The 423-nt window shown below is 67.6% G+C and carries 1 protein-coding gene and 1 pseudogene; both read right to left on the bottom strand.

The annotated features are described in order from the left end of the window. Positions 1 to 162: pseudogene (locus F8274_RS32215) on the bottom strand (4Fe-4S ferredoxin); the annotation flags it as partial. A 3-nt stretch (positions 163 to 165) separates the two neighbouring features. Further along, positions 166 to 423: hypothetical protein (locus F8274_RS30940; protein ID WP_151465940.1), on the bottom strand; the 258-nt coding region annotated here is incomplete at its 5' end.

The raw sequence follows: 423 nt of genomic DNA on the forward strand, positions 1-423 counted from the left end.
ACTCTGCGGCACACCGTTCCACTCCTTGCACGCCACCTCACACGCCTTACACCCGATACACACACTCGTGTCGGTGAAGAACCCCATCCGCGGCGGCGCGTCCTCGTAACCGGCGTCCGGCGCCGGATCCAGCGGCCCGTACAGGGCATTGGCGTGGGGCATCGGTCAGACCTCCTGGTCGGGGCCGTCGGTCGTGACCTGCGGCGGATAGTGCGGGTTGAGGTCGCCGGACCGCCGCCGGTAGTCGACGACGAGGTCCAGCAGCTGCGGGCCTCTCGGGCGTCGGCCGGATCGGATGTCGCAGGTGCCGACCTTGCTCTCCTGGATGAGCACGTTCGGGTCGAGGCTGATGCCGAACAGGTCGTTGGCCGAGTCGCCGGTCACCAGACCCTCGAAACCGAAGTGGTACGGCAACCACACCTG

Origin of the sequence: Micromonospora sp. AMSO31t (assembly GCF_008868175.1) — a bacterium.
Lineage (GTDB): Bacteria > Actinomycetota > Actinomycetes > Mycobacteriales > Micromonosporaceae > Micromonospora.